The organism is Streptomyces sp. NPDC001410 (genome assembly GCF_042895235.1).
GTDB lineage: Bacteria > Actinomycetota > Actinomycetes > Streptomycetales > Streptomycetaceae > Streptomyces.
In genome coordinates this window covers 370,370-391,520 of the sequence record NZ_JBIAWE010000009.1, presented here as the reverse complement: position 1 = coordinate 391,520, position 21,151 = coordinate 370,370, and the positions used below count along the sequence as shown (strand labels likewise).

General features: G+C 72.2%; 19 protein-coding genes. 7 read left to right on the top strand and 12 right to left on the bottom strand.

Annotated elements, in window-relative coordinates:
- Position 1 precedes the first annotated feature (1 nt).
- Positions 2-355 (bottom strand): hypothetical protein, encoded by a 354-nt coding sequence (locus ACFY3C_RS22390; protein WP_390771971.1) that lies wholly within the window; start codon positions 353-355, stop codon positions 2-4.
- Positions 356-772: 417 nt separating this feature from the next.
- On the opposite strand from ACFY3C_RS22390, the gene ACFY3C_RS22385 reads away from it, so the two are divergent.
- On the top strand, positions 773-1,837 hold the full coding sequence (locus ACFY3C_RS22385; protein WP_390771997.1) for an NlpC/P60 family protein: 1,065 nt from the start codon (positions 773-775) through the stop codon (positions 1,835-1,837).
- A gap of 19 nt (positions 1,838-1,856) precedes the next feature.
- Here ACFY3C_RS22385 and ACFY3C_RS22380 read toward each other — a convergent pair whose 3' ends face one another.
- Positions 1,857-2,588: a LuxR C-terminal-related transcriptional regulator gene (locus ACFY3C_RS22380; protein WP_386578382.1), complete on the bottom strand. Its 732-nt coding sequence runs from the start codon at positions 2,586-2,588 to the stop codon at positions 1,857-1,859.
- Positions 2,585-3,877 carry a PspC domain-containing protein gene (locus tag ACFY3C_RS22375; protein WP_390771970.1) on the bottom strand — a complete coding sequence of 431 codons (1,293 nt, stop codon included), beginning with the start codon at positions 3,875-3,877 and terminating at the stop codon, positions 2,585-2,587. Before ACFY3C_RS22375 ends, ACFY3C_RS22380 begins: the two co-directional genes overlap by 4 nt.
- A gap of 199 nt (positions 3,878-4,076) precedes the next feature.
- Here ACFY3C_RS22375 and ACFY3C_RS22370 point away from each other — a divergent pair, with 199 nt between their 5' ends.
- Together ACFY3C_RS22370 and ACFY3C_RS22365 are read left to right on the top strand one after the other, a co-directional pair.
- Positions 4,077-5,543 (top strand): PspC domain-containing protein, encoded by a 1,467-nt coding sequence (locus tag ACFY3C_RS22370; protein ID WP_390771969.1) that lies wholly within the window; start codon positions 4,077-4,079, stop codon positions 5,541-5,543.
- On the top strand, positions 5,530-5,748 hold the full coding sequence (locus ACFY3C_RS22365; protein ID WP_390771968.1) for a hypothetical protein: 219 nt from the start codon (positions 5,530-5,532) through the stop codon (positions 5,746-5,748). Before ACFY3C_RS22370 ends, ACFY3C_RS22365 begins: the two co-directional genes overlap by 14 nt.
- On the opposite strand, the gene ACFY3C_RS22360 is transcribed toward ACFY3C_RS22365, so the two are convergent.
- Positions 5,745-6,263 (bottom strand): DoxX family membrane protein, encoded by a 519-nt coding sequence (locus ACFY3C_RS22360; protein WP_390771967.1) that lies wholly within the window; start codon positions 6,261-6,263, stop codon positions 5,745-5,747. The genes ACFY3C_RS22365 and ACFY3C_RS22360 overlap by 4 nt on opposite strands.
- A gap of 197 nt (positions 6,264-6,460) precedes the next feature.
- The gene (locus ACFY3C_RS22355) at positions 6,461-7,747 is read right to left on the bottom strand and encodes a hypothetical protein (RefSeq protein ID WP_390771966.1); all 1,287 of its coding nucleotides are present in this window, start codon (positions 7,745-7,747) and stop codon (positions 6,461-6,463) included.
- A 190-nt stretch (positions 7,748-7,937) separates the two neighbouring features.
- On the opposite strand from ACFY3C_RS22355, the gene ACFY3C_RS22350 reads away from it, so the two are divergent.
- On the top strand, positions 7,938-8,822 hold the full coding sequence (locus tag ACFY3C_RS22350) for a DUF4429 domain-containing protein (RefSeq protein ID WP_390771965.1): 885 nt from the start codon (positions 7,938-7,940) through the stop codon (positions 8,820-8,822).
- On the opposite strand, the gene ACFY3C_RS22345 is transcribed toward ACFY3C_RS22350, so the two are convergent.
- Positions 8,819-9,613 carry a class II aldolase/adducin family protein gene (locus tag ACFY3C_RS22345; protein ID WP_145879589.1) on the bottom strand — a complete coding sequence of 265 codons (795 nt, stop codon included), beginning with the start codon at positions 9,611-9,613 and terminating at the stop codon, positions 8,819-8,821. The genes ACFY3C_RS22350 and ACFY3C_RS22345 overlap by 4 nt on opposite strands.
- Before the next feature lie 140 nt (positions 9,614-9,753).
- Here ACFY3C_RS22345 and ACFY3C_RS22340 point away from each other — a divergent pair, with 140 nt between their 5' ends.
- Complete coding sequence (locus ACFY3C_RS22340; RefSeq protein WP_390771964.1) at positions 9,754-10,215, top strand: pyridoxamine 5'-phosphate oxidase family protein; 462 nt, start codon at positions 9,754-9,756, stop codon at positions 10,213-10,215.
- A 15-nt stretch (positions 10,216-10,230) separates the two neighbouring features.
- Here the strand turns inward: ACFY3C_RS22340 and guaA are convergent, their stop codons facing one another.
- On the bottom strand, positions 10,231-11,811 hold the full coding sequence (gene guaA / locus ACFY3C_RS22335) for a glutamine-hydrolyzing GMP synthase (RefSeq protein ID WP_386578373.1): 1,581 nt from the start codon (positions 11,809-11,811) through the stop codon (positions 10,231-10,233).
- Between the two features lie 336 nt (positions 11,812-12,147).
- Here guaA and ACFY3C_RS22330 point away from each other — a divergent pair, with 336 nt between their 5' ends.
- Positions 12,148-12,414 (top strand): chorismate mutase, encoded by a 267-nt coding sequence (locus ACFY3C_RS22330; protein ID WP_390771963.1) that lies wholly within the window; start codon positions 12,148-12,150, stop codon positions 12,412-12,414.
- A 674-nt stretch (positions 12,415-13,088) separates the two neighbouring features.
- On the opposite strand, the gene ACFY3C_RS22325 is transcribed toward ACFY3C_RS22330, so the two are convergent.
- From ACFY3C_RS22325 to ACFY3C_RS22310, 4 genes are all read right to left on the bottom strand, one after another.
- On the bottom strand, positions 13,089-14,894 hold the full coding sequence (locus tag ACFY3C_RS22325) for a GMC oxidoreductase (RefSeq protein WP_386578371.1): 1,806 nt from the start codon (positions 14,892-14,894) through the stop codon (positions 13,089-13,091).
- A 33-nt stretch (positions 14,895-14,927) separates the two neighbouring features.
- Positions 14,928-16,541: a succinic semialdehyde dehydrogenase gene (locus ACFY3C_RS22320; protein WP_390771962.1), complete on the bottom strand. Its 1,614-nt coding sequence runs from the start codon at positions 16,539-16,541 to the stop codon at positions 14,928-14,930.
- Positions 16,542-16,668: 127 nt separating this feature from the next.
- Positions 16,669-17,589, bottom strand: coding sequence for a serine/threonine-protein kinase (locus ACFY3C_RS22315; protein WP_390771961.1), 921 nt, complete (start codon positions 17,587-17,589; stop codon positions 16,669-16,671).
- A 45-nt stretch (positions 17,590-17,634) separates the two neighbouring features.
- Entirely contained in the window at positions 17,635-18,537 is a 903-nt protein-coding gene (locus ACFY3C_RS22310) for an MBL fold metallo-hydrolase (RefSeq protein ID WP_390771960.1), read from the bottom strand.
- An 86-nt stretch (positions 18,538-18,623) separates the two neighbouring features.
- Here ACFY3C_RS22310 and ACFY3C_RS22305 point away from each other — a divergent pair, with 86 nt between their 5' ends.
- Entirely contained in the window at positions 18,624-19,565 is a 942-nt protein-coding gene (locus ACFY3C_RS22305) for an AraC family transcriptional regulator (RefSeq protein ID WP_390771959.1), read from the top strand.
- On the opposite strand, the gene ACFY3C_RS22300 is transcribed toward ACFY3C_RS22305, so the two are convergent.
- Entirely contained in the window at positions 19,552-21,144 is a 1,593-nt protein-coding gene (locus ACFY3C_RS22300) for a serine/threonine-protein kinase (protein WP_390771958.1), read from the bottom strand. The genes ACFY3C_RS22305 and ACFY3C_RS22300 overlap by 14 nt on opposite strands.
- Positions 21,145-21,151 lie beyond the last annotated feature (7 nt).

Here is a 21,151-nt window from a genome sequence, read left to right as displayed (position 1 = left end):
GTCACGTCCACAGCACGGCGATGAAGATGTTCGCCGTGGTCAGCAGGCCGACCAGCCCGAAGAGGCTCTTGTCCACCTTCTCCTCGTCGCGCTTCACGTAGACCAGCCCGAGGATCACGATCAGCAGGGCGAGCTTCACGCCGATCTTGACGGTGTTGAGGTGAGCGCCTTGGGCCTGGTTGAGGCCGACCAGGGCCACACCGGTGACCAGCATGGTGAACGCGCCGTGCAGCATCCCGGGGACGAAGCGGGCCGTGCCCTGGCCCATCGCCTTCATCTGGGTGAGGAAACCGCCGAGCAGCGCGGCGATGCCGATGATGTGCAGACCGACGAAGAGATGGATGAGTACGTCCATGAGCCCGGAGCCTAATCAGGGGCCCGGGAGCCCTCTGTCACCGGGCCCGCCAGGAGCACCGGTGCATCCTGCATATATGCGCCCCATAGCAGCACATGGCTCCCGTGTGTCCCACATTCCGCGCATCGGTCACCACGCTATGTGAAGGCGACGACTCCATACCGGCAATCCGGTCATATGCGGTCGCCCTTCGATCGCTCGAAGTCAGTTCCGCACTCCGCGTTACCAGCCCGTCACACTCGGGTTTAGCGTCCTCCCCCAGGTGACCGGCTCCCCACCGCCGCCCGGGCCAGGGGCGGCAGTCGGGCACCACCGCCGAGAAAGGTCCGGCGGCGGCCCGCTTCCCCTGTGCGGGCCGTCGCCGGACGCACCGCTCGTTCGGTCGCAGGAGTCCTACGGAAGGACGTGACGGTCCAGGTGGCAGCGCACCGCAAGCCCCGACAGCGCTCGCTCGGCGGAACCACGGCCCGCACGGCCGTCACCTTCGCCCTGGCGGGCGCGGCCACCGCCACGGCCTTCGACGGAACCGGCCACGCCGAGCCGCAGCTGACACCGACGCAGGTGAAGTCCAGGGTGGACAAGCTGTACCAGGAGGCGGAGACCGCCACCGAGAAGTACAACGGCGCCAAGGAGAAGGCGAACACGGCCCAGCGGCGGCTGAACTCGCTGCGGGACGAGACCGCCCGGAAGCAGGACAAGCTCAACGCGGCCCGGAACGCGCTGGGTTCGTACGCGGCGGCGCAGTACCGCGAGGGCGGGATCGCCCCCGCCTGGCAGCTCGCGCTGTCCAGCGACCCCGACCGGTACCTGGACGGGGCCGCCCTCGCGGAGCGGGCCGGCGACCGGCAGGCCGGGGCGGTGGCGCGGGTACGCGAACAGCTGCGGGAGATCGAGCAGTTGCGCGGCGCCGCCCGGACCGAGCTGAACGCACTGCGGTCACGGCAGGCGGAGCTGAAGCGGCAGAAGAAGACCATCACCGGGAAGCTGGCTCAGGCGCGCGACCTGCTGGCTAGGCTCACTCCGGCACAGCTGGCGCAGGTCACCGGCGACGGCACCGTGGCGGGGCACGCCTCGCGCTCGGCCCCGGACGCCCGGCCGGACCTGGAGCCGACGGACTCCCCCGCCGCCCCGAACTCCCGCGCGGCGGCGGCCATCGCCTACGCCTACCAGAAGCTCGGCAGCCCCTATGTGTGGGGCGCGACCGGCCCGGACGCCTTCGACTGCTCGGGCCTGGTCCAGGCCGCCTACCGCTCCGCCGGCGTCTCCCTGCCCCGCACCACCTACACCCAGATCAACGCGGGCCGACGGGTCTCCCGCTCGGAACTCCAGCCCGGCGACCTGGTGTTCTTCTACTCCGGCATCAGCCACGTGGGCCTCTACATCGGCAACGGCCAGATGATCCACGCCCCGAACCCCTCGGCACCGGTCCGGGTGGCCCCCATCGACCAGATGCCGTTCGCGGGGGCCACCCGGGTGGCGTGAGGGCGGCTGCCCGGCGGGGTCAGACCAGGCGGCGGGCCGTGGCCCAGCGGGTCAGCTCGTGGCGGTTGGACAGCTGGAGCTTGCGCAGGACCGCCGAGACATGGGACTCGACCGTCTTCACCGAGATGAACAGCTGCTTGGCGATCTCCTTGTAGGCGTAGCCCCGGGCGATCAGGCGCAGCACCTCCCGCTCGCGCTGGGTGAGGCGGTCCAGGTCCTCGTCGACCGGCGGGGCGTCGGTGGAGGCGAAGGCGTCCAGGACGAACCCGGCCAGACGGGGGGAGAAGACGGCGTCGCCCTCCTGGACCCGGAAGATCGAGTCGACCAGGTCGGTGCCGGTGATGGTCTTGGTGACATAGCCGCGGGCGCCGCCGCGGATCACACCGATCACGTCCTCCGCCGCGTCCGACACGGACAGCGCGAGGAAGCGCACCGGCTGCTCGGCGTCAGCCATCAACCCGGCGCACCGGCGCAGCACTTCGACCCCGCCGCCGCCCGGCAGGTGAACGTCCAGGAGGACCACCTCGGGCCGGGTCGCGGTGATGACCGTGACCGCCTGGTCGACGTCCGCGGCCTCGCCGACCACCTCCACGCCGGTCTCGGCGGTCTGCCCGATCTCGGCCTGCACCCCGGTGCGGAACATGCGGTGGTCATCGACGAGCACCACGCGCACGTGCCGCTTCCCGGCGGTGCCGGACCCGGCCGGCTCCGCCGCTCCCGCCGTACCGTTCGCCTCGGTCGCGTCGCTCATGACGTCTTCTCCGCCCTCTCCATCTCCAGCTCGACCTCCGTGCCGCCGCCCGGCACCGCCCGCAGCCGGGCCGTGCCGCCGTTGCGCTCCATGCGGCCGATGATCGATTCTCTGACGCCCATGCGGTCGGCGGGTATCGAGTCGAGGTCGAAGCCCGGGCCGCGGTCACGGACGGACACGAAGACCGTCCTCCCCTCGACTTCGGCATAGACCTGCACGGCACCGCCGTCGCCACCGTACTTGGCGGCGTTGACCATCGCCTCGCGCGCGGCCTGCATCTGCGCGGAGGTCCTCTCGTCCAGCGGGCAGTCGCCGACCACGACCACCTCGATGGGCACGCCGTGCTTGTCCTCGACATCGGCCGCGTTGTGCCGCACCGCCTCGGCGACCGTGTCCGGCTCGTCGGCCTCGTCCTTGCCGGTGCCCTCCGGCTTGTACAGCCAGGTGCGCAGGTCCCGCTCCTGGGCGCGGGCCAGGCGCCGGACCTCGCCCGCATTGTCGGCGTTGCGCTGGATCAGGGTGAGGGTGTGCAGCACGGAGTCGTGGACGTGGGCGGCGACCTCGGCGCGCTCCTGGGCGCGGATGCGCATCAGGCGTTCCTCGGACAGGTCCTGGGTCATGCGGACCAGGTAGGGGCCGGCAAGCAGCGTGATGCCGACGAGGACGACGAGGGCGGCCTGGAGGACCGCGCCGAGGTGGGCGGCCGAGCCCTGCATGACGAAGATGGCGGAGACGCCGACGGTGACCAGCAGGACGCCGGCGCCCGCGCGCAGCAGGGTGAGCGTGCGGCGCCGGCTGCCGACCTCGACCCAGCGGGCGCGGCGGGCGTTGTCCGCCTGGCGCCAGACGAGGGCGACACCGGCCGCGACCAGGACGGCGGGCAGCAGATAGGCCTTGGCCGCGCTGGTCAGGTTGATGCTGCCCACGAAGACCATGGACACGATGACCATGAGGAGCAGGGCGACGATCTGGCCCTTGTCCGGCTTGCGGGCCAGCAGTCTGCGGCGGCCCTCCGGCGAGGTCGCGGTGCCCACCGGCGGCTGCGGCTTCTGGTCGCCGACGCCGCCGACGCCGAGCGGCACGAAGAACCAGAACGCGGCGTACAGCAGCGCTCCGAGTCCGTTCGCCATGAACAGGCCGACGAAGGCGAGCCGGACCCAGATCACGGGCAGCCCGAGGTGCCCGGCGAGGCCCCGCGCCACTCCGCCGAGCCAGCGGCCGTCGCTGCTGCGGTAGAGCTTGCGCGGCGGCCGCGGGTCGTCGAGGGGCAGGGCTGCGGCTTCCGGCATGCCATCGATGGTCACATGGCCGCGGGCGCGGAGCATCAGGGTCGGCCCCCTAGACTCCCCTGATCTTCGAGCCGGGCGTTCGAATCGGCCCGCCGGCCCGGTGTCGAACGCCTCCCCGCCGCCTCTCAGGGCCGATCTCAGGGTTCGCCCAGGGTCATCCCGACTGCCGTCGCGGCGGCCGGGCCGTCACCATGGACGCATGACGGATCACGAGCACGCCGCGACGGGTCCGGGACCCGGCCCCGGCCCGCGCCCGGCCTCGGGCACCGGACCGCCGGATGCCGCGCCCGCCGCGACGGGAGGGACGGGAACCGCAGGAGAGAGGGAAGAGAAGAAAGAGAGGAAAGGGTCGGGAGCGACGCGGGAGCAGGACACCGCCGGGGAGCCGGAGACCACCGACGGTGTCCTCCAGTTCCGGCGCGACCGCCGGCACAAGATGATCGCCGGGGTGTGTGCCGGGCTCGGGCGGCAGACGGACATGGACCCGGTGATCTTCCGGATCACCCTGGCCGTGCTGTCCGCGACCGGAGGCATCGGCCTCATCTTCTACGGCTTCGCCTGGCTGCTGGTGCCGTACGAGGGGGAAGAGGAGAACGAGGTCCGCAGGCTGCTGACCGGCCGGGTCGACGGCCAGGCGCTGGCCGCCGTGCTGTTCGCCCTGGTCGGCTGCGGGATCTTCCTGACCATGCTGAAGAACGGCGGGGTGCTGACCTTCGCCGTGGTGCTCTCCCTGCTGCTGGCCGGCGCCGGGTACTGGTCGCGGCGGCGCGGTGCCGCCGACCCCGATCCGCTCGCCGCGCAGGCCGCCGCCGACGCCCCGCCGGAGGCCCAGGCGCCGCCGGTCGTCACCACCTACCCGTCCTGGTGGCGGGACCCGATCGTCAAGGACGGCACCCATGTCGGCGGCACCGGCTACCTCTGGGGCCCCGGGGACGCCCGCGACCTGACCTCGTCCGTGGACGTCGGCATCGCCACCCCCTGGCCCCACAGCGGCTCGGCACACCCGCCGCGCACCGCACCCCCGAGACCACGCGGCCCGCGCTGGATCGGCGGCTGGATATTCCTGCTCGCCCTTCTGGCCGGGGGCGTGGGCACCGGGCTGACCTGGGACACGCACCCGCTGGGCATCAGCCTGCAGGCCGGCCTTGCCTGCGCGCTCGTGGTCTTCGGCCTGGGCATCACGCTCAGCGCCTTCCTGGGGCGGACCGGGGCCGGGTCGGTGTTCCTCGCGATCGTCACGGCGGCGCTGCTCGCCGGGGCCACTGCCCTGCCCAAGGACATCACGACCCACTGGAGGCAGACGTCCTGGAAGCCGACCGCGACGGCGGACGTGCGGTCCGCGTACGGCCTCGGCACCGGTGTCGGCACGCTGGACCTGACCCGGGTGCACCCGGCGAAGGGGCAGACGGTGGCCACGGACGCCGAGGTGGGAGCGGGTCAGCTGAAGGTGATCGTGCCGGCGGACGCGACCGTGCGGATGAGTATCGACGTGGGGGTGGGCGACATCCGGTTGCCCGGCGAGAACGGGAAGGACGTGGACGTGCAGCCCGGTAGGCACAAGGCCGTGACGCTGTCGTCGGTCAAGGGCGGCAAGGACGCCGGGACACTGCGGCTCGATCTGCGGGTGGGCGTCGGAGAGGTGGAGGTCAGCCGTGCTGCGTCATGAGTTCCAGCCCGGGAAGCTGGTCGCCGGTCTCTTCCTCACCGCCGTCGGCGCCGTCTACGCCGGTGACGCGGCCGGCCTGTGGCACACGCCCCCGTTCATGGCCGTCCCGCTGGTGGCGGGCGGCCTCGTCCTGGCCGGCGTCACGGCGGCGGTGACCCAGGGCATACGCAGACGGCGCGGCACCGAAAACGGCCGCGGGGCCTAGCGGTGGCCGCCCATCCGTTGCCGTCGGCGGGAGCGCCAGGCCGCGTCCAGGGAGAGGTAGGGCGCTCCGGCGAGGACGAGGGGCAGCCAGGCCATCAGGTAGGCGAGGTCGTTGCCGTAGTAGTAGGGCGTCGTGGCCCAGCTGACGGTCAACCACAGGCTGAGCGAGATCAGCGCGCCGCCGAGGGCGGCCAGCCGGCCGAGCAGGCCGAGCAGGGTGCCGATGCCGACGGCCAGCTCACCGAGGGCGATGGCGTAACCGAAGCCGACCGGGTTCTTCAGGGCCATGTCGATCAGGGCGGGGATGGCTGCGGAGTCGCGTGCGGCGCGCATCGTGTCGCCGATGGAACCGGCACCGCCGGACTTCAGGAACGCGCTGTCGGTGAGCTTGTCCAGGCCGGCGTAGATGAAGGTGACCCCGAGGAAGATCCGGAGCGGAAGGAGGGCGTAGCGGGTGGCCGTGTCCCGCCAGTCGCCGCCGCGGTTCAGGTAGGACGTCTGCGTGTCCGTCCGCATGCCGTGAGTCATCGCATTAGCCGCCTCTCACCCGCCGTGCCGACCCCTCACTTGACCATACGTATGACAAACGGGAACGGTTCAATCCTCTCCCGGACGTTTTTCCGGATTTCGGATCCCCGTACTCGGGCCGGCCGCACGAGTCCAGATCCGGGCCAGGTTCTGCCGCACGGCCTTCGCTCACCGCTCCCCTCCCCTTACTCCGTCACCTGGACTATGCACCGGTTGGTCGCCACGCCGGCCGCCGTGACCACCTGTACCTCCACCGAGCCGGGCTCCACCTCGGCCGGGACCGGGACGGTCAGGACGGTGTCCGTGGGGTTGCGGAAGCCGCCGGCGACGGGCACCAGGGGAACGCGGACGTCGACCGCGCCGATGCGCACGACCATGCGGGAGAGGCGGTCGGCGCTGCGGGCGCCGGGCGGGACGAAGCCGGTGCCGCGGATCTCGATGTCGTCGCCGGTGCGGATCGGTCCGTCCAGGTCACCGGGCTCACGGGCGCGGACCACGGAGAGGATCACCGGGCGTCCGCCCTCGGCGTACTTGCCGGCCAGGTAGGTCGCGGCCGAGATCAGCACGACGACGGCGAGGCCCCAGGGCAGGTCGGGCAGTTGGTCGGGGCGGCGGGCCAGCCGTACCGCGGCGAAGGTCAGGGCGACGGCGCTGATGACGACGTACTGGATGTCGGCGAAGGCGCCCCGGCCGGAGTCGTCGCTCAGCAGGTCGGCGGCGCGCGGCCGGTGGGCCGGCACCTTCTGCAGCCGCAGACCGAGGATGCGCAGGCCGACCACCCGGCGGACCAGCACGGCGATGCCGCACACCACGGCGAGGACGGTCACCACGCCCGCCCCGCGCGCGAGGTCGAGGCCGGAGAGCAGCGCGTCGCGTCCGGCGTGGTCGGAGGCGGCGGCCAGGCGGCCCGCCAGCAGCAGCACCGCGTAGGCGACGAACAGCACCCAGCAGGCGGCCACCGTACGGGAGGTGGACATCCGGTTGTCCTCGCCGATGACGGGGGCCAGGACTCCGCCGCGTGCCCGGTGGAACCAGGAGGCGGCGGTCAGGGCCGCCGCGACGACGAGCGCGGCGAGCAGTGCGGCCGTACGGGCGCCGGTCCAGTCCGCGCCGACCGCGGTGAGCGACTCGGCGAGCAGCAGGGCGACGACCGCGCCCCACACCGCGCACGCCGTGCGCAGCCACAGCCGGGCGAGCCAGGCCTCGCCCTCCGCCCGGCCCCGTTCGGCGACGGCCTCCGCCTGCTCGGTCAGCTCCGCGGAGACCCACTGGCGGGAGGCGGACGCCGAGTGCGCCACGCCCGCCGGCAGGCCCTGCCCGGCCGCGAACTCGTCACGGGCACGCAGGAACGCGGCGACGGCCCGCCGATGCCCCTCGCGGGCCCCGTGCGGACAGTCCCCACAGGCGCAGCCGCCTCCGTGCGCCCCTTCGGCACCCGTTGCCGCGCCCTGCCTCGCCTCCTGCACCGCCACGCCCGACGCCCGCCTTCCCCTCGGCCCGAGACACGACCGGCGACCCCCTCTGCGGGCCGTCCCGCCGCCGTGCAACTCCCCTGTGTCGAGAGCGAATTGTGCCCTACGCAGGGCCGTTCCGGCCCCTGTGTCCGGGTCCCGGAGGGTGAAGTTCGGGCCGCTGTGTTGACCCGGCTGCGAGAATCTCCCCATGGCCGAGATCATCCAGCGGGACGGCACCTGGGCGTTCGACGGCAGCACGATCCGGATCACCCCCGGACTCCACCGTTCCGTACCGCTGTTCCGGCAGACGTACGGGGAGATCGCCGTGCCGCTGGAAGCGGTGTCGGGCGTCGGTTACGAACCCCAGCGCAAGCGGGGCCTGCTGCGGATGCGGCTGCGCGAGGGCGCCGACCCGCTGCTGCAGGCCACGGGCGGGCGACTCCCGGAGGCGGCCGACCCCTACCGGCTGGCCGTGGACGCGGACCGCGGCGGGGTCGCCGAGTTCGTCGCCGAGGAGATCCGGCACGCGCTGCTGCTCGACCAGGTCCCCAAGGAGCCCACGGCGGCCTACCTCCTGCCGGGGCCGCCGGTACCGGTCTCGGTGCGCTCCTCCGACGGCACGGTCTGCTTCGACGGCGCGCAGGTGCGCATCGACTGGGCCGACACCTCCGACCGGGTCAAGCGCGCGACCGGCCCGCGGATCATCGGCCTCGGCGACCTGGTCCAGGTCGAGTGGCTGCCCAACTCCGGCTACGAGGACGGCTTCCTCAGGTTCGTGACCCGGGAGACGGCGTTCACCAAGCTGCCGCCCGAGCGGGACCCCTACACCCTCGACCTGTGGGGCAGCGTCCGGCGCGACCTGCTGACCGCGCTGGTCGCGGCGGCTGTCACCGCCCGGCTGCCGCATCCCTCCACCCGCACCGGCGGCACGTTCACGGACCGGGACCGGCCGCCGGCCACCGTTCCGGCGCAGGCCGACCACCACGACGTACTGCTGCGCCGGCTGCGGGAGCTGGGCGAGCTGCACCGCGACGGGGTGCTCACGGACGAGGAGTTCGCGCAGACGAAGGCCACCATCCTGCGGGGCTTCTAGCTGAGCAGGTCCGGTTCGCTGCGGCTGATGTCCTGCCACAGCGGCTGGTAGTTGATCCAGCCCACCAGGTCGCCGCCGAGCTGTTCGCGGGTGGCCACGGCCTGCTTGTGGTCGATGAGGACGGGCCGGCCGGCCGCCTTCGCCATCAGCTGGACCTGGCAGGACCGCTCCAGCGACATGAACCACCAGGCCGCCGCGTCCACCGAGTCCCCGACGGTCAGCAGCCCGTGGTTGCGCAGCACGAGCGCCTTGCGGGAGCCGAGGGCCGTGGCGATACGGCGGCCTTCGTCGGCGTCGACGGTGACGCCGGTGTAGGCGTCGTAGAGCGCCACGTCCTCGTAGAAGGCGCAGCTCTCCTGGGTGATCGGGTCGATCAGGTCGCCGAGCGCGGCGACGGCCCGGCCGTGCACGGAGTGGCAGTGGGCGACGGCGACGACGTCGGGGCGGGCGGCGTGGACCTGGGCGTGCACGGTGAACGCGGCCTGGTTGACGTGGTAGCGGCCCTCGACGACCTGTCCGTCCTGGTTGGCGAGGACGAGGTCGCTGACGGTGACGTGCTTGAACGGCATCCCGAACGGGTTGACCCAGAAGCAGTCGCTGAACTCGGGGTCGCGCGCGGTGATGTGGCCCGACACCCCGTCCTCGAATCCGGCGCGCCCGAAGATCCGCAGGGCGCCCGCGAGCCGCTCCTTGCGGTGCCGGCGCTCGTCCTCGACCGAGTCGTGCATCGGCGGCATGGCGAACTGCAGCTGGTCGGTGGGCAGCGGCAGGGGCGGGGTGGGCCCGTGCATAGGTCCTCCAGCGTGGGGAGTGCTGTACGGGCCGGAAGTTACCGCCGGTCAGCGCAAAAGGGCAGAGCTGTTTTGTAAAGATGACGTACGCAGCGAATACACGACAGTGGATGTCCGGTTTGCCGGTGAGACTGGCACGTATGAACTGGGCAGCCTTCACCACCGCAGCACCCGATCTGGCAGCGCTCGCCGAGGAGCGCTTCGGCACCTACCGGCACCCCGTCCTCGCGACCCTGCGCAGGGACGGGTCCCCCCGCACGTCCGGCCTGGAGGTCCGCTTCCTGGGTGGTGAGCTGTGGCTCGGCATGATGCCGCGCTCCCTGAAGGCCCTCGACCTGCTGCGCGACCCGCGCTTCGCGCTCCAGGCGAACCCGGGCGCCGACGTGGGCAGCGGGGACGTGCGGATCAGCGGCCGGGCGTTCGAGGTCGAGGACGGCGTGGCCAAGGCGGCATACGTCGAAGAGGTGGAACCGCCGCAGCCGTTCCACCTCTTCCGCACCGAGCTGACGGAGGTCGTACGGACCTACGTCGAGGACGAGAAGTACCTGGTCGCCCAGGTCTGGAAGCCCGGAGAGCCGGTGCGCGCTCTCAAGCGGACGTGATCCTCAGGAGGGGGACTACTCCCACTCGATGGTGCCCGGCGGCTTCGACGTCACGTCGAGGACGACCCGGTTGACGTCCCGGACCTCGTTGGTGATCCGGGTCGAGATACGGGCGAGGACGTCGTACGGCAGACGCGACCAGTCGGCGGTCATGGCGTCCTCGGAGGAGACCGGGCGCAGGACGATCGGGTGGCCGTAGGTGCGGCCGTCGCCCTGGACGCCGACCGAGCGGACGTCCGCGAGCAGCACCACCGGGCACTGCCAGATGTCCCGGTCCAGGCCGGCGGCGGTCAGCTCCTCGCGGGCGATGGCGTCGGCGTCCCGGAGCAGGTCCAGGCGCTCCTTGGTGACCTCGCCGACGATCCGGATGCCGAGGCCGGGGCCCGGGAAGGGCTGGCGCTGGACGATCTCCTCCGGCAGGCCCAGCTCCTGGCCGACCATCCGGACCTCGTCCTTGAAGAGCTTGCGGAGCGGCTCGATGAGCTTGAACTCCAGGTCCTCGGGGAGGCCGCCGACGTTGTGGTGCGACTTGATGTTGGCGGTGCCGGTGCCGCCGCCGGACTCGACCACGTCCGGGTACAGGGTGCCCTGGACCAGGAACTCCACGGCCGGGCCCTCGTCGGCGATGATCTCGGCCTGCGCCTGCTCGAAGACGCGGATGAACTCGCGGCCGATGATCTTCCGCTTCTCCTCGGGCTCGCTGACACCCTTGAGCGCGGTCAGGAAGCGCTCCTCGGCGTCCACGACGACCAGCTTGACGCCGGTCGCGGCCACGAAGTCCTTCTCGACCTGCTCGGTCTCGCCCTTGCGCATCAGACCGTGGTCGACGTACACGCAGGTCAGCTGGTCACCGATGGCGCGGGCTACGAGGGCGGCGGCGACGGCGGAGTCCACGCCGCCGGACAGACCGCAGATCGCGCGCTTGTCGCCGACCTGCTCGCGGATCGCGGCGACCTGCTCCTCGATCACGTTGCCCGTGGTCCAGGACGGGGTCAGACCCGCGCCGCGGTACAGGAAGTGCTCCAGCACCTGCTGGCCGTGCGTGGAGTGCATGACCTCGGGGTGGTACTGGACGCCGTAGAGCTTCAGCTCGTCGTTCTCGAAGGCGGCGACCGGGACGACGTCCGTGGACGCGGTCACGGTGAAGCCCTCGGGGGCGGCGGAGCAGGCGTCGCCGTGCGACATCCACACGTGCTGCTCGGCCGGGGTGCCCTCGAAGAGGGTGGAGGACGTGCGGGAGACGTGCAGGTCGGTACGGCCGTACTCGCGGGCGCCGGTGTTGTCGACGGTGCCGCCGAGGACCTCTGCCATGAGCTGGAAGCCGTAGCACATGCCGAAGACGGGGACGCCGGCCTCGAAGAGCTCGCGGCCGAGGCGGGGGGCGCCCTCCTCGTACACGGACGAGGGGCCGCCGGAGAGGATGATCGCCGCGGGCTTCTTGGCGAGCATCTCCTGGACCGGCATGGTGCTCGGCACGATCTCGCTGTAGACCCGCGCCTCGCGGACACGGCGGGCGATGAGCTGGGCGTACTGCGCGCCGAAGTCGACGACCAGGACGGTGTCGGGGGTGGCGGCAGCGGGAGTCGCTGATGACACGGGGTGCCTTCCGGCGGTTGGGCGGGGGTCTGTGTTTCCGATTCTAACTGGGGTGCGCGTGGGACAGCTCCCGTCGGCCGGGGGCTCCGCGCCCAGACCCACGGGCAGATCGGCGATGCAGAAGAACGCCGTGGCATACTGGCCCCCATGCGCAAGCACTCGACCTTCGTCTTTACCTATGGCACCCGGCCCGCCGGCTGCCATGGTCGTGCTGCTTGAGCTGACGCCAAGCGACTTCCCAGGCGCCCCGGGCCGACAAGGCCCGGGGCGCCTGTCGTTTTCCGGGTTCTGTCGTTCCGGGGCATCCACCAGTCACCTCACTAGGAGCCCCTCAGCATGAGCACCGCGGCCACGACCAGTCCGGAACAGACCATCGCAGACGCCCGCGAGCGCATCGACGCGCTCGACGACCGGATCATCGGGCTCATCCAGGAGCGGATGGCCGTGTCCACCGTCGTCCAGCAGACCCGCATCGCCTCCGGCGGCCGGCGGGTGAACCTCTCCCGCGAGATGGAGATCCTCGGCCGCTACCGCGAGGCCCTCGGCAAGCCGGGCACCAGCCTCGCGATGACGCTGCTGGAGCTGTGCCGGGGTCGCATCTGAGTTCGGTCCCGCTCTCACCCGTACGGCGCGTGACCAGCCCACGGACCGCTTCGTTGATCCCGGTGTCCGTGCCAGCCAGGGGCGGGCCCGACAGAACCACGCGTGGCTCGCTGGAGCGATGAGGCGTACGGGTCGTGCCGTGCGCCGTGGGACCTCGCTCCAGAGAAGTGACCGGACGGCAGGGGACAGCAGCCCGGTCACCCAAGAGAACGGTCGGCTCCGGGGACGCCCGGGGCCGACCGGCGGAAAATTGCAAAAATGCACCAGTGCCGGGTCAAACGGTTGCGGATGCCTCGCTCATCCAGCACGATGCGTAGAAAGCCCCCAAGTCCCCTCGCAGACAACGGCATTGCCCATCCCCGCCTGTCCGCCCGGGGTCGAGACCACAGGAGAGGCGGCGCAACCCCCCCGGCGCCGCTCCCAGGCACCGGCGCCGCCCTGACGTCGGTGCTGACGAAAGAGGGCCCCGCGGCTCAAGCCCGCGGGGCCCTTTCGCCATCCCCGCCACACGCCCCTCACGCGTGACTCACGTCACATAAAAATCGCGTGAGGCGGCGCAACCGTTCAGGCCCCTCGCTGATCAAACCTGCTGCCGGATCAAGAAGACGGTAAGAGCGAGGGACCTGCGTTCGGAGGGGGATGCAGGTCCCTCGGTGCTCTTCCGGCCGCACCGGCTACTTCTTCGGCGGCACCGCCGGAATCCCCAGGAACGGCAGCTTCAGCGCGCCGAACGCGTCCGCCGGGACCGCCGGGGTGCGCGGCTCCACCGGCTTCAAGCGTTCGTACGCCGCTCCCTGCGCCGGGCGCGGATCCTCCTCGCCCTTGTTCGGCCAGTACGACATGGCCCGCTCGGCCTGCGCGGTGATCGTCAGCGACGGGTTGACGCCCAGGTTCGCCGAGACCGCCGCGCCGTCCACGACCGAGATGCCGGGGTGGCCGTACAGCCGGTGGTACGGGTCGATCACGCCCGTCTCCGGGGAGGCGCCGATGGGGCAGCCGCCCAGGAAGTGCGCGGTCAGCGGGGTGCCCATCAGCTCGCCGACGTTGCTGCCCGCGAAGCCGTTGATCTCGGTGGCGAGGGCCGAAGCTGCCTCCGAGGCGGCCTTGATCTGCTTGGGGTTCGGCGCGCCGTGGCCCTGCCGGGCGGTGAGCAGGCCCTTGCCGACGCCGTCCGGCTTCAGGTACGTCGTCAGCGAGTTGTCCAGGGACTGCATCACGAGGCCGATGATGGTCCGCTCCGACCAGCGCCGGTTGGACAGGGAGCGGGCGACCAGCACGGGGTGGCGGGCCGCGTTGGCCAGCCAGGCCAGGACGCGCGAGGAGCCCTCGGCATAGGGGACCTGGAGGATCGACAGGCCGCCCATCGAGTTGGAGCCCTTGCCGTAGCGGACGGGCTCGATGTGGGTGTTCTCGTCGGGGTGGATGGAGGACGTGATGGCGACCCCGCGGGTGAAGTCGGCCCTCGCCTCTCCGGTCGCCCTGCGGTAGCGGCGGTTGTCCGTCTGCGCGCCGACCAGCGCCTCGGAGTTGGTGCGGGTCAGGTCGCCGAGCCGGGCGGAGAGGTAGGGCAGCTGGCCGCCGGACTTCATGCGGTGCAGCAGGGTCTGGGTGCCGTACGTACCGGCCGCGATCACGACCCGCCGCGCGGTGAAGAGCCGGCCCTCGCCCTTCTTCTTCCGGTCCGTCGGCAGCGTCGCCACCGCGTAGCCGCCCCGCGAGTCGTCGGTGACCGACACGACCGTCGTCATGGGGTGGACCACCGCACCCGCCTTCTCGGCGAGGTACAGGTAGTTCTCGTTCAGGGTGTTCTTCGCGCCGTGCCGGCAGCCGGTCATGCACTCGCCGCACTCGGTGCAGGCCTTGCGGGACGGGCCGGCCCCGCCGAAGTACGGGTCGTCGACCTGCCCGCCCGGCCGCGCCTTCGCCGTCCCGTCGGAGTCCTTGCCGTCACCGAAGAACACGCCGACCGGCGCCATGTGGAAGGTGTCGCCGACGCCCATCCGCTGTGCCGCCGCCTTCAGATGCACGTCGGAGGGGGTCATGGTGGGGTTGAGCCGGACGCCGAGCATGCGCTGCGCCTGGTCGTAGTACGGCTTCAGCTCCTCCTGCCAGTCGGTGATGTCCTTCCACTGCGGGTCGTCGAAGAAGGCCTTCGGCGGTACGTAGAGGGTGTTGGCGTAGTTGAGCGAGCCGCCGCCCACCCCGGCGCCCGCCAGCACCATCACGTTGCCCAGCAGGTGGATGCGCTGGATGCCGTACATGCCGAACTTGGGGGCCCACAGGTAGTTCTTCAGGTCCCAGGAGTTCTTCGGGAGGGTGTCGCGGGCGAAGCGGCGGCCGGCCTCCAGGACGCCCACCTTGTAGCCCTTCTCCGTCAGGCGCAGGGCGGTCACCGAGCCGCCGAACCCCGAACCCACGACGATGACGTCGTACTCGTACCCGTCCTCGTCCCGGGTCTGGACAGACTTCTCCTGCGACACGTGCTCTCCTCGTCGAGAACGGGTTGTCTTGCTCTAGCGGAAACGGAACGCCTTCATGAGGCGGAGGCTGCGGCTCATGAACGCCGCGTACTTCTCGTCGTCCATCCCCAGCGACGGCGCCATCGGCAGCAGCCGCTGCTCGGCCACCGTCTGGGCCTCGGTGTACTTGAGGATGCCCTCGGAGCCGTGGCGGCGGCCGAGACCGGAGTCCTTCATGCCGCCCATCGGGGACTGGACGCTGCCGTAGGCGGGTGCGTAGCCGTCGTTGACGTTGACGGTGCCGGTGCGCAGCCGGGAGGCGATGTCCTGGCCGCGGCGGGCGCTCCTGGTCCACACGGACGCGTTCAGGCCGTACGGCGTGGAGTTGGCGCGCTCGACCGCCTCGTCGTCGGTCTTGAAGCGGTAGATCGACACGACCGGCCCGAAGGTCTCCTCCTCGCACACGGACATGGAGTCCTCGACACCGTCGAGGATGGTCGGCTCGAAGAAGTACGGGCCGATGTCCGGGCGGGCCGCGCCACCCGCGACCAGCTTCGCGCCCTTGGCGACGGCCTCCTCCACGTGCCGTTCGACGGTCTTCAGCTGCCGTTCCCCGACCAGCGAGCCCATGTCGGCTCCGTAGGCGAGGGAGTTGCCGAGCCGCATGCCCCTGGTGCGGGCGGCGAAGCGCTCCAGGAAGGCGTCGGCGACGGACTCGTGGACGTACAGCCGCTCGATGGAGATGCAGAGTTGGCCGGCGGAGGAGAAGCAGGCGCGTACGGCGCCGGCGGCGGCCTTCTCGATGTCGGCGTCGTCGAGCACCAGCATGGCGTTCTTGCCGCCGAGTTCGAGGGAGACGCCGACCAGGCGGGCCGCCGCACCTTGCGCGACCTCGCGCCCTGTGCGGGTGGAGCCGGTGAAGGAGACGTAGTCGGCGTGCCGGACGACCTCCGGGCCGACGACCGGGCCCTCGCCGAGCACGACCTGGAAGACGTCGGCGGGCAGTCCGGCCTCGATGAGCAGGTCACGCGCCCAGAGCGCGGTGAGGCAGGTCTCGGTGTCCGGCTTCATCACGACCGCGTTGCCGGCGACGAAGGCGGGCAGCGCGTCGCCGACCGACAGCTCCAGGGGGTAGTTCCAGGGGGCGATCTGGCCGACGACGCCGCGCGGGTGACGGAGTTCGGTGACCTTCGTCAGGGTCGGCATGGCGCCCGCGTGCCGCTTGGGCCGCAGGTAGGCGGGGGCCTTGCGGCCGTAGTGGCGGGCGGCCACCGCGACGGCCTGGACCTCCTCGTGCGCGTGCAGGCGGGCCTTGCCGGTCTCCAGCTGGATGAGGTCGAGGACCTCTGCCTGGCGCTCCAGCACCAGGTCGTGGAAGCGGAGCAGCACGGCGGCCCGCTGCCGCACGGGCGTCCTCTCCCACACCGCCTGTGCGGCACGGGCGGCCTCGAAGGCCTTGAGCACGTCCTCGGGGGTGGACTCGGGCAGGTCGGTCAGCTTCTCGCCGGTGAACGGCGTGTGGTTGGCGGTACGGCCCGAGCCGACGACGCCCTTGGTCAGCTGGGCCACCAGTTCGGGGGTGACCACGTCGGCGGCGGTGCGGGCGCCCTCGGGGGCGGGCGCGAGGGGGTTGGTACCGGTGATGCCCGGGGCCTGCGAGTCCGTCATGACGCGCAGGGTATGCCGAGGCGAAGGCTTTGGGTACCCGTCGGTAACGGGGATTCACGGAGTGCACACACAACGCCAGTGATCACTGGCAGCAAATGTGCTGATCAGGGCGTTGTCGGGGTGACGATCACTCGGCTCCGGGTTTTTTCGCGAGGAGGAGACCGAGGGCGGCGAGGGGGGTGCGGCGGCGGGCGTCGGGGGTGGGGGTGGGGGTGGGTGACACGGGGACCGGAACGGGAGGCGCGGGCCGGGGTTCCGGCTCCGACTCCGGCTCGGGTGTCGTCTCCGCCTGGGGCAGCACGCCCCCGCACGCCTCCAGCGCCGCCTCCAGCACCGCCGCGACCTCCTCCGCACCCGGCCGCGCCTCCGGCTCCGGTGCGTGCAGCCGGGTCAGCAGGGGGCCGAGCGGGCCGGCGTCCCCGCCCTCGACGGCGGCGGCGAGCAGCGCCCCGAGGGACCACAGGTCGGAGGCGGGACCGGCACCGCGCCCCGACGCCCGCTCCGGCGCGACGAACTCGGCGGGCCCTTCTCCGGCGTGCCCGTCCCCGATCCCGAAGTCCGTGACGACGACCCGTCCGGTGCCGGACTCGATCAGGACGTTGGCGGGCTTGAGGTCACGGTGCACGATCCCGACGGCATGCGCGGCCCGGAGCGCCCCGAGGACGGCGAGCCCGACCCGGGCGGCCTCGGCGGGCTCCAGCGGCCCGCGCCCGACGGCCTCCCGCAGTGACTCCCCCTGGACCAACTCCATGACGATCCAGGGGAGTCCGTCCTCGGTGACGACGTCGTACAGCGTGACGGCCGAGGGATGCCGTACCCGGGCGGCGGCGCGCGCTTCCGTGTGGAGGCGGTGCGCGATCCGCCGGCTCTCCTCGCCGTCGGCCGGATCCCCGGGCAGGACGGGCTCCTTGACGGCGACGTCCCGCTGGTCCTGCTCGTCCCGCGCCCGCCAGACGGTCCCGGACGGACCGGCGCCGAGGCGCTCCAGGAGCCGGTAGCGCCCACCGATCAACTGTCCGTCGGGCGAGCGTTCGCCGTCTCCAGTCATGTCACATGAGTACCGTGCGCACCACGCCCTTGTCGAAGCGGGCGGTCAGGCGGCCCACCGGTGCAGGGTGAACTCCCCCTTCTCCTTGCGCACTTCGACGGCACCGGCGCCACCGAAGTGCGCGGGGACGACCAACGCCCGTTCGTCGGAGGCGCGTTCGAGCACCCGGTGCCGGGTCGCGGCCGCCTGCCGCGGGTCGAGGCAGAAGCAGCTGCTGCACTCGGGGTGCAGGATCTGCACCGGACTGTGCAGCAGGTCCCCGACGAACACGGCCCGCTCGCCGCGCGAGGCGAGGCGCAGCACGGAGGATCCCGGGGTGTGGCCGGGGGCGGCCTCCAGGACCAGATGCTCGTCGATGCGGTACTCGCCGTCCCACACCACGGCCTGCCCGGCCCGGTGCACGGGCGCGACACTGTCCTCGTAGACGAGCCGGTCGTCCACGCGCACGCCGCCCGCGTAGCCGCCCTCGGGCCCGAAGTGGTGGTCGTCGGCGGCCGGCAGAAGGTACCGGGCGCCGGGGAAGGACGGCACCCACACGCCGTCGGCGTTGCGGGTGTTCCAGCCGACATGGTCGCCGTGCAGATGCGTGTTGACGACGACGTCGACGTCCTGCGGGCGGACGCCGGCCCGCTCCAGGCGGTCCAGGAAGTCCCCCTGCCGTTGGTGGAAGAGCGGGTTGCCGGGACGCTCGCGGCCGTTGCCGACGCCGGTGTCGACCAGCACCGTGCGCCCGCCGGAGCGCACCACCCAGGTCTGGAGCGCCACCACGGCACGGTCGCCACCGGGCTCCCGGTGGTCGGGGACGAGTTCCTCCTCGTGGGCGCTCCACACCTCGGGGCCGCAGTCCGGGACGAGGGCTCCGGCGGGCACGTACGGCCCCCGCCACTCGACGATACGGAGCACCTCGACGTCGCCGACCCTGAAGCTCTGCACATTGTCATCAGCCATACCGATGACCCTAGGAGCCTGGACTGAACGTTCCAATGCTCATTCGGCTCTGTCGAATACGCCGTTGTCTCATACGCTGTTGTCTCATGGATGTGGTGAGCGATGCGATCTCGGCGGTCCGGGCGGGCCGGCCGTCCTCGAACCGGCTGCGGGTGCGCGGCAGCTGGAGCGTCCGGCTCGCGCCGTACGAGGGGGCGGGCTTCCATGTCGTCCTGAGCGGCGCGTGCCGGCTCGTCCCGGACGGGGGCGGCGACCCGGTGTCCCTGGGCACGGGGGACGTGGTGCTGCTGCCGCACGGGGCGGGGCACGTGCTGGCGGACCGGGCGGCGGGAGCCGCCGAGGTGCGGCGGGCGGTGCCGTTCGAGGAGGTGCGGGACACGGACGTACGGCTTCCCGGGTCCGGCACCGGCGTCGAGCTGCTGTGCGGCAAGTACCGTCTCGACCGCAGTCGCACGCACCCGCTGCTGGCGGAGCTGCCGCAGGTGGTGCACCTGCCGCACCGGGTCGGCGACCACGACCATCCCGAACTGCGCACCGCCGTCGACCTGTTGGCGCGGGAGCTGGACGAGCGCCGACCGGGCTCCTGCCTGGCCCTGCCGAGTCTGCTGGACCTTCTGCTGATCTACATGGTCCGCGCCTGGATGGCAGGGGCGGAGACGGGCGCGTGGCCGGCGGTGCTGAACGACCCGGTGACGACGGCCGCGCTGCGGGCCCTGCACTCCGATCCGGCTGCTCCCTGGACGGCCGACCGGCTGGCCGCGGAGGCGGGCGTCTCCCGCGCCACCCTGTCCCGCCGCTTCACCTCCCTGGTCGGCCGCCCGCCGATGGCGTACCTCACCTGGTGGCGCCTGACCATGGCGGCGACCCGGCTGCGCGACTCGGACGTGCCCCTGGCGACGGTGGCCCGGGAGACCGGCTACGGCAGCCCGTACGCCCTCTCGCACGCGTTCAGCCGGGAGTTCGGGATCACACCGGGGCGGTACCGGGAGCGGGTCCGGGCCGCGGAGCCCGCCCTCACGGCGTCGTGAGGTCCAGGTTCGCGATCGCCGCCTTCGCCACCTCCCGGCCCCGGGCGGTGAAGTCGCCCTTGCCCGGGTAGCCGATGGTGAGCCGGTAGAGGTCGCCGGACTTGGTGCGGTAGTAGAAGATCTGGATCTCCCGCGGGAGCGGGTTCGCGCTGTCGTCGGTCGTGTAGGCGACGGTGTTCGTGGCGGCCTGCCTGCCGCGGTACTTGGCGTTGTCGTCCGGGTCCGTCCTCGCGCCCTTGGGCATGTCGAGGTCGTAGTCGCCCGCGTTCTTGAACTTCTCGTCGTCGTCCCACATCTGGGCCACGGCGTTGCTCTTGATCTGGTCGCCGGAGTCCTCCGACTTCCTGGTCAGGTCCAGGACGACCGAGATGCCGCCGCTCCAGTCCGTGTACGACACCCAGCTCTTGTCGGTGGCGTTCTTGTCCGGGCGGCCCACCTGGTAGGTCGCGGGGACGGCGAGGGTGGCCCCCAGCCTGGGGTGCGCCCGCTTCGTCCAGCCGTCGGGGAGCGGGCCGGCGAAGGGGTCGGCGAGGACGAGGTATCCGGCCGTCGCGGCCGCGACCACGGCGGCGCCCACGCCCAGCCAGACCTTGCGGCCCGGCCGCGCGGAGCGGGCGGCGGGCTCGGTGACCCGGACCTGCTGGGTGGGTTCCGGCGCCGGCGGGTCGGCGGCCGCCTCCAGCAGGGCGCGGACCTGCGCCGCCGTCGGGCGGCGCGCGGGGTCCTTCTGGAGCAGGCCGTTGATGGCCTCGGCCAGCGGGCCCCGCGCGGTGGCGGGCGCGGCCGGGGCGGCGTTGAGGACGGACTGCAGGGTGGCCGGGGTGTTGCTGCGGCGGAACGGGGAGACGCCCTCGGTGGCCGTGTAGAGGACCACGCCCAGGGACCACAGGTCGCTCGCCGGGCCGGGGCGCTGCCCCAGCACCCGTTCCGGCGCGATGTACTCGGGCGAGCCGACGAAGCCGCCGGTGTCGGTCAGGTTCGTCTCGCCCTCGATCTGCGCGATGCCGAAGTCCGTGAGGACGACCCGGTCGTACCGGCCGAGCAGCACGTTGTCCGGTTTCACGTCCCGGTGCAGGACGCCCGCCGCGTGCGCGGCCTCCAGCGCGCCGAGCACCTGCAGTCCGATCCGGGCCGCCTCGCGCGCGTCCAGCGTGCCCTCCTGGAGCGCGTCGCCCAGCGAACGCCCGCGCACCAGCTCCATCACGATCCACGGGCGGTCGTCGACGACCGCGACGTCGTACACGTCGACCACCGCGGGGTGGTCGAGCCGGGCCGCCGCGCGCGCCTCGCGGCGCATCCGCTCGAAGGCGTTGGCGCGTTCCCGCTCCGGAAGGTGCTCCGGGATCCTCGGCTCCTTGACGGCGACCTCGCGGTCCACCATCTCGTCCTTGGCCCGCCACACGGTGCCCATCCCGCCGTGCCCGAGCTTGGCAAGCAGCCGGTACCGCCCGGCGATCAGCCGCCCGGCGCCCTGGTCGGGCACCACCGGAGGCCGAGGACCCGGGTTCGGGCTCGGCGGTTGCAGAACAAAACTCGTCGTGTCGTCGGCCGTGCGGCCGGCTCCCCCGTCACTGCTCATGGTTCAT